The organism is Fusobacterium sp., from assembly GCF_030528405.1.
Classification (GTDB): domain Bacteria; phylum Fusobacteriota; class Fusobacteriia; order Fusobacteriales; family Fusobacteriaceae; genus Fusobacterium.
On the sequence record NZ_JAUMYY010000055.1, the window covers coordinates 1 to 7,788 of the forward strand.

Below are 7,788 nucleotides of genomic sequence, written 5' to 3' on the forward strand. Positions count from 1 at the left end.
ATAAAAAAATAGAGAATTTAGATTCTCCATTTTAAAGGATTGGATTGAAGCCATTACATTTTAAAAAGTTTAATTTGTAAAAGCTTCAATCTTTTTTATTAACTTCTTACATTTACTGGCATAACCAAATAAACATAGTTTTCATTTTTTTCTTCAGTTATCTTTAACATTGATGTAGAATTTGAAGCATAGATAACCACATTTTCTTCAACATTATCAACATAGTCTTTAATATACTTACAATTTATTCCAACTTTTAAATCATCACCTTTTTTTATCATATTGACCTTTTGATTTATTTTAGCACTGGATGACATTCCAGAAATAACAAGTTGATTTCCTTTGAAATTGAAAGCTGCCACATTTTTAGTATCTGTACTATTTTTAGTTACAGATATTACTTTTTTTAAAGAAGAGTTTAACTCAGTCGAATTAAATTCAAATTCCTTATCAAACTTAAAGTTATTAAATAAAGCCTTGTAATCAGGAAAATTTAAACTAAGTAACTTACAGCTAAAGTATGCATCTTTCCATAACAATATTAATCTATCATCACTTGAAGAAATGGAAACTTCAGAATCAAAATCCTTTAAAATCTTGTAAATTACAATCGCTGTTTCTGTAGGTATTAATATTTCTCTTGACAAAGCATTCTGCATTTCTTCCTTTAAATAGACCAGTCTATACGAATCAGTTGCCACAAATTCTATGTGATCTAGATTTATATTTATTTTCACGGAATTAAAAAGTATATCAGCTGTACTTGCAGATAAAAATTTAACTTTTTCTATCATTTTAGAAAATTTTAAGCTATTTAGTCTAGCAGCAACCAAAGTTGAAATTTCAAAAAGTTCAGGGTATGAGCCTTCATCAAGAATTGAAAATTCAGCATCATTAACTATAAGATAACCATTTCTCTTTTCAAAATTAACATTTTCCGTTTCCAATAGCTTTGTATATTCTAATAGAAGTTGAGGTCTTATTAAAAGTTCTCCTTCTGTTTCAACATTACATTCTGCATATCTTATTAACTCTATTTCAGTATTTATACCTTTAAAAATAACTCTATTATTTTTCACACTTATATATAAGCCAGCTAAAATAGGTTTCACAGGATTTTCTTTTAAAATATTACTATATTCTGTGATTATACTATTTAGTTTTTCTCTATTTATTGAAAATTTCATAGTAAAACTTCCCCCTATTTAAAATTAATTTTCTATTAATATTTCTTGCCAGTATTTATTTTGAATATTTAATTTTTCACCTATATCAATGAGTAATTGAGCAGGTTTTACATCATCAATATTATAAACTGGCTCTGTTGTCATTAGTTCTCTTGCTGGTACATTCATACTTGGTAATTCAAGATGGCTCATAGCCTTAGCATATACATCAGGTCTATGGATATAATTTATAAATTTCATTGCATTTTCTTTATTTTTTGCACTTTTTAAGATTACAAAAGAGTCTATTGAAGAGTAAGCTTGATCTCCTGGTGGAATAATTAAATCTATATTTTCTCTTTCCTCTTCTCCTAATTCTCTAAAAATATTATCAGGATAGCCTTGTACAACCCAGAAATCACCACTTGCAAAACCTTTTCCAAAAGATTCAGAGTCAAATTTAGCTATGTTCTTCTTCCAAGCTAAGATAGTTGCCTTTGCCTTGTCTAATGCTTCAGGACTATCTGCATCCTGTTTATATCCATTTATAGCTAGAGCTGGAGTCAAAACTTCCCTCATATCATCAAGCAAAGTCATTCTTCCTTGTAAATCTTCTCTATTATAAATAGTATAATCTCTCGGATAATCTTTTACGTATTTTGTATTAACAGCAATAGCTGTAAGACCTAATGCATAAGGAACACCATATTCATTTGTTGGATCTACTTCCCTTATTTTAGCCATATATACTTCTTCTATATTTTTAGAGTTTTCTACTTTAGATTTATCTAATTTTTCTAACATTCCTTCTCTTAACATTATCTCATAGTAATCACTTGAAGGGATAACTATATCATAGCCTTCTCCTCCTGCTTTAATTTTTGTATACATTTCTTCATTAGAAGAATAAATATCTTCTACAACTTTTATTCCAGTTTCTTTTTCAAAGTCTTCATATACATATGCAGGAATGTAATCTGCCCAACTATAAATATATAGTTTTTCTTTCTTACTTCCTCCCCCACATGATACAATAAAAATTGATGCCAAAACTGTTAAAATTATTTTTTTCAATTTACACCTCCAAGTATTTTTTCCAATAACTCATTATACATTTTAAAAAATTATTATTCAAGTTTTATTTGTTATTTAGTTAATATTAGATTATAATTTATTTATTAATAAAATTATTCTTTCTTTATTTAGAGGTTGATATGATGGATAAAAAAAATAAAACAGTAGTTGCAAGTGTAAGTTTGGCTATGGTTGCACTTGTATGGGGCACCAGTTATGCAATAATAAAAGATACCCTAGATATTATTGAACCCTTTACTCTTATGACTATACGCTTTGTAGGTGCAGTAATTTTTCTAGGACTTATCTATATAAAAAAACTGATAAAAGTAAAAGTAGAAGATTTAAGAGCTGGTTTCACTATAGGACTTGCTCTATTTGCTTCTTTTTTTACTTTGATTATGGGAATTCAACATACAAATGTATCTAAACAATCTTTTTTAGTTGGTTCCTTTGTAATTATGGTTCCATTTTTAAGGTGGTTCATAAATAAAAAGAAACCTGATATCTATGCTATAATAGGTGCAACAGCAGCTCTAGTAGGCTTAGCTATGCTAACCTTAGGTGGAATCGATGGAATAAATAAAGGGGATGTGTATTCTCTTTTCTGTGCTCTTTTTTTTGCACTCCATATGATTACAATAGAAAAATATTGCAATAACTCCGATCCAATTATTTTAAGTATTATACAGTTCGCTGTAACAGCAGCTATCTTTATGATTCTTTCATATAAATTTGAAAACTTTGATTTTTCTGTCATAAAAAATGCAAAATTTTCTATAGCCTATCTTGTCTTTGTAAGCACTATCATAGGTTTTGTTGCTCAAAATATAATACAAAAATATATATCTGCTACAAGTACAGCTTTAATTTTAGCTTTGGAATCTGTTTTTGGAAGTATATTTGCTGTTTATTATTTGGACGAGAAAATGTCTTTAACTATGATTTTTGCCTGTATAATTATATTTTTAGGAATCATAACTCAGGAAACTAAATGGACTTTTATAAAAAATTATAGAAAATTTTAATATAGTTTCATATTTAATTATAGTATTGAATAATTATAGTATTGAAAAAATTTTTAGATTGAAAAGAGTGAAAAATGGAAATTATAAAAAGTAGAGATAATAAACTTATCAAAAATTTAAAAAAATTAAAACAAAAAAAATATAGAGATAGTGAAAACAAGTTCCTAGCAGAAGGACTAAAATTTTTAGACTATCTGCAATATATTCCTGAAATGATAATTATAAAAGAAGACATTTTAGAAAATAAAAATTATCTGGAGAAAATATCTAGGTTCAATGTAAAGAAAATATTTGTAGATAAAAAAATATTTATGGAACTGTCCTCTCAAGAAAATTCGCAAGGTATTTTAATTCTATATAGAAAAAAAGAACTTCATCTAGAAGGGATATCAAATGATATTGTTGTATTGGATGATATTTCTGACCCAGGAAATTTAGGAACTATTATAAGACTCTGTGATGCTGTTAATTTTAAAGATATAATTTTGACAAAAAACTCAGTTGATGCCTACAATGAGAAAGTTATCCGTGCCTCTATGGGTTCTATTTTAAATGTAAATCTATTTTACATGGAAAAAGAGGACATTTTAAAACTTCTAAGCAAAAATAAATATCATTGTTTTGTTACATACCTTGACAAAAATTCCCTACCCTATAATAAAATCGAAGTTCAAAATAAAAATGCCATCATTTTAGGAAATGAAGGCAGGGGAGTGTCTGATGAATTTTTAAAACTTAATGGCACAAAAACTATTATTCCAATTTTAGGTGCTGCTGAATCTCTAAATGTAGCAATTGCTTCAGCCTTAATCTTATATAAATTTAGAGAATTACAAAATTTTATTTAATATAAAAATAAAACTGTTGCATTTTAAAAAAATATAATTTGCAACAGCTTTATTTTATATATTAGTCCAATAATTTCATAAGACTTAAATAATTTTTATTTTTAAGTCCTAATAAAAATTTATCACTTTTTTCAATTTTTTCTTTATAAAATCTGAGTGCTATAAATGTTAAAAACATTTTCTTACAGGCATAATTTAAAAGCTTTATCTCTTCTTTTTCAAGTCTTCGATGTCTGGAATAATTATTTAAAAAATCTCTTATCATATCATTTTCTTTTTGAAAACTTAAAAATTTTTTATCTCTTATCCAAAAATTTATAACTATTGCTAAATCATAAACAAAAGGTCCATAGTGAGCCTCATTAAAATCTATAATTCCATTTATATGCCCATCCTTCATTATTATGTTATCAGGAAAAATATCTGAATGTATTATTCCACTTGGCAGGCTTTTAAAATTTATTTTTTCTAAATCCTGAGCAAGTAAAAAAATTTTTTCCTTTCCTTCAAATTCAATCTTACTTTTCTTTATTTCATTTAAATAAAAATCTAAATCTATTCTAGTCTTTCTATTGAAGTTTTTTAGATTAAAACTTTCTGAAAATTTGTGTAACTTCCCTAAATACCAAGCAATTTCTCTAATAATTGCTTGATTTATATCTTTACTTGTCAATATCGAACCTTCTATGTAATTAAATAGGGCTATTTTTTTATTATTATACTCAGTTATATATTCAGATTTTTTATTTTTTATAACTCTTGGAACTGGTATACTTTCTGATATTTTTTCAAGTAGCTCTATCTCCTGTTTTTCTTCTTCCAAACTTCTATCAGCTTCGTATATCCTTAAAATATATTTTTTTTTATCCGTCATAAGCATAAAAGTTAAATTTAATATACCCATATCTATAAATTCTATTCTATTTATTTTTATCTGATAACTATTCTCTATATATTTTTTTTCTTCATCATTAAGTTTATTATAAACTTTCATGTTCCCCCTTATAAAATTGGTGACAGTAATCTCAATATAGATTCATTTATTCTGATAAAAATACTTCTTTGTTCAAAATCTTCAAGTTCAAGCTTTTTAGAATCATTTATATCTCTATAAAATTGATTTTTAAAAGAAGTAGCTGTTGTCTTATCATAGATGTTTACATTTATTTCAAAATTTAGATAAAAACTTCTGTAATCAAGATTACAAGTTCCCATAGAAACAACTTCACTATCTATAACTATTACCTTAGAATGTAAAAATCCCTTTTCATATCTATAGACAGTGGCTCCAATTTTTAAAAGTTCTCCTACATAAAATTGATTTACCCAGTATATAAAAAAGTGATCTGCCTTATTAGGTATCATTATTTTTACATCAACACCAGATAAAATAGCAGTTTTTAAGGCATCTAATAAAAAATCATCAGGAACGAAATAAGGAGTTTGAATACAAATTGAATACTTTGCTCCTTGAATAAGTTTAAGATAACTATCTCTAAGAGTTCTAAATTCGTAATTTGGTCCTGAACTAACCACTTGAATACTTTTTAGTGAGTCCTCTTGCATATTTTCCATTTCACTTTTTAGGAAATCATAATGTTCATACTTATTTTTTTCATATTTTATTTCTTCTTTTTTTATCATCCCAAGTATAAAATTAAACTCTCTTTCTAGATCTAAAACAGAATCACCTATAATTTTAATAGATGTATCCCTCCAATATCCCATATTAGAATTGTTTAAGTACTCATCACCTATATTCATTCCACCTATAAAGGCCACTTTACTATCTATTATTGTTATCTTTCTATGATCACGATAATTAATTCTTAAGTTAAAAATTGGAATATAAGTTCTAAAAAATAAATTAAAATCTACCTTTGTATGATTAAAAATTCTTAAAAGTTTGTTATTAGCTCTATTAACGCCGTCCACTATAAGACTTACCTTAACTCCTTCTTTTGCCTTTTCTAACAGTAGATCTATTACTTCCCTACCAATATCATCATAGTTAAAGATATAGTATTCCATATTTATAGAAACTTTCGCATTCTTTATCTCTTTTTTTAAGTTTTCGAAAAAATGTTCTCCCTCATTATAAATTTCAACTGTATTGCTAAAATTTAATGAATTATCCGAACTCATATCCAGATATGTTACTAAACCTTTCCATCTTTTTAAATCTTCTCTTTCTAATTTTGCTATTTCTCTTCTAACTCTCAAATGTTTTTTCTTGTAAGCCTTATTTGCAACTCTTTCTTTTGTAAAACTCATACCTAAAAAAAGATACAAAAAGAAACCAACATAAGGAAATATTGCTAAAATAAAAATCCAAAGCACTGTATACAAAGGATTTCTCTTTTCCATTAAAACTATAACTACAATAAAAAACAAATTCGCTATCCATATATAATTCAAAAACAATTCAAATACTTTCTGAAAAAATTCTGCCATTACATATCACCTCGAGTTTTTTATATCTTACCATTCTTTTTTAAATTTTAAAAGTATTTAAATTGCATTTGCAGCATTTTAATTTTTTACATAACAAAAGTAGCTGTTACATTTTAAAATTTCACAAATTTTATGATCAAATCTTTATAAAAGTCTCTAATCATTTTTATCTAGAGTATCTTTTTCAAAGACTTTAAAATTTTATATTCATTGACTATATAAAATTTTTAAAAACTAAATTTATATAATATATTTTAAAATATTTTTTATTTATTTTTAAAATTATCTTTTTGTATTAGCTTAAAAATTTTTTAAAAAATATATTTAAATAAGTTATTAATATTTATTAAAAATATAGATAATTTACAGTATTTATGTTAAAATAAGTCTGAGAAGTATAGAACAGTTAGGAGGAGAAATTATGGCAGATTTAAGTTTAAAAAATAATTCCAATAAATTTAATATCTTCCTAGGTGAATTTTTGAATAAACTTACCAATTCACCTACTATTCAAGCCATATCTAAAGAATTATTTTCAGTTAAGAAAAAAGATTTTGTTTTAATAAATAACAATATTTCTCTGCCAGAATTGGCACAAAATCTTTTAGATGATGTAATATTTGAAAAAAGTGAAATAATAGATATTTTAAATAGAATTTTTTCTGAAAATTCGAAATATAACAATATTTTTTATAAAGAGCTTTTTGATTCTAATCTATTCTCAACTATCATAAGTTCACAATATGATTATATTTTTGAGGATTATTTTTTTGATTTAATTAATAAAAACACTCCTTTTTCAATAAATAAAGATGGAATAAATAAGCTGTCTTTCTATAAATTATATGGAGATTTAAGAGAAGCTGAACATTTTATTCTTTCCACTCAGGATGTAAAGAGAGTTAAACTTCTATCCTTTTATGAAGCTTTTTGGAAAAAATTAGCAGAAGAGTTATGCCAAAATCCTACAATACTTCTAGGAATAAATTTTAATGATGCAACTTTCTTAGGAATTTTAAACTTTATCTTTGCAAAAACAAAAGGCTTACATAAGCCTATTTTCCTATATAATGAAAGCTCTATTAAAACTGAAGCAATGGAAAATTTTTTAAAGAAATATTCTATAAATCTTATAGAGGGAACTTATTCTGAATTTTTTAATGTTATTAAAAAGCATTTTCCTGAAATGAAAGCGGCAGGTGATGCTCCTCTTCAGGG

General features: G+C 25.4%; 7 protein-coding genes. 3 read left to right on the forward strand and 4 right to left on the reverse strand.

Going from position 1 to position 7,788, the window contains the following annotated elements; genetic code table 11:
• Positions 1–98 precede the first annotated feature (98 nt).
• Both dnaN and Q4A58_RS07545 read right to left on the reverse strand, forming a co-directional pair.
• Positions 99–1,187 carry a DNA polymerase III subunit beta gene (gene dnaN, locus Q4A58_RS07540; RefSeq protein ID WP_303118018.1) on the reverse strand — a complete coding sequence of 363 codons (1,089 nt, stop codon included), beginning with the start codon at positions 1,185–1,187 and terminating at the stop codon, positions 99–101.
• A gap of 24 nt (positions 1,188–1,211) precedes the next feature.
• Positions 1,212–2,240, reverse strand: a complete 1,029-nt coding sequence (locus Q4A58_RS07545; protein WP_303118020.1) for an extracellular solute-binding protein — start codon at positions 2,238–2,240, stop codon at positions 1,212–1,214.
• A 140-nt stretch (positions 2,241–2,380) separates the two neighbouring features.
• Between Q4A58_RS07545 and Q4A58_RS07550 the strand changes: the two genes are divergently transcribed.
• Both Q4A58_RS07550 and Q4A58_RS07555 read left to right on the forward strand, forming a co-directional pair.
• The gene (locus Q4A58_RS07550) at positions 2,381–3,268 is read left to right on the forward strand and encodes a DMT family transporter (protein WP_303118022.1); all 888 of its coding nucleotides are present in this window, start codon (positions 2,381–2,383) and stop codon (positions 3,266–3,268) included.
• A 74-nt stretch (positions 3,269–3,342) separates the two neighbouring features.
• A complete protein-coding gene (locus tag Q4A58_RS07555; RefSeq protein ID WP_303118023.1) occupies positions 3,343–4,116 on the forward strand; it encodes an RNA methyltransferase in 774 nt (257 codons plus the stop codon).
• Positions 4,117–4,177: 61 nt separating this feature from the next.
• Here Q4A58_RS07555 and Q4A58_RS07560 read toward each other — a convergent pair whose 3' ends face one another.
• Both Q4A58_RS07560 and cls read right to left on the reverse strand, forming a co-directional pair.
• Complete coding sequence (locus Q4A58_RS07560; protein WP_303118024.1) at positions 4,178–5,110, reverse strand: homoserine kinase; 933 nt, start codon at positions 5,108–5,110, stop codon at positions 4,178–4,180.
• Positions 5,111–5,118: 8 nt separating this feature from the next.
• On the reverse strand, positions 5,119–6,570 hold the full coding sequence (gene cls / locus Q4A58_RS07565) for a cardiolipin synthase (protein WP_303118026.1): 1,452 nt from the start codon (positions 6,568–6,570) through the stop codon (positions 5,119–5,121).
• 421 nt (positions 6,571–6,991) lie between these two features.
• On the opposite strand from cls, the gene Q4A58_RS07570 reads away from it, so the two are divergent.
• The coding region (locus Q4A58_RS07570) for an SIR2 family protein (protein WP_303118027.1) at positions 6,992–7,788 on the forward strand (797 nt) is incomplete at its 3' end.

Coding starts and splice junctions, on each gene's coding strand:
- dnaN (WP_303118018.1), bottom strand. CDS start 1,187: ATGAAATTTTCAATAAATAGAGAAAAACTAAATAGTATAATCACAGAA.
- Q4A58_RS07550 (WP_303118022.1), top strand. CDS start 2,381: ATGATGGATAAAAAAAATAAAACAGTAGTTGCAAGTGTAAGTTTGGCT.
- Q4A58_RS07555 (WP_303118023.1), top strand. CDS start 3,343: ATGGAAATTATAAAAAGTAGAGATAATAAACTTATCAAAAATTTAAAA.
- Q4A58_RS07560 (WP_303118024.1), bottom strand. CDS start 5,110: ATGAAAGTTTATAATAAACTTAATGATGAAGAAAAAAAATATATAGAG.
- cls (WP_303118026.1), bottom strand. CDS start 6,570: ATGGCAGAATTTTTTCAGAAAGTATTTGAATTGTTTTTGAATTATATA.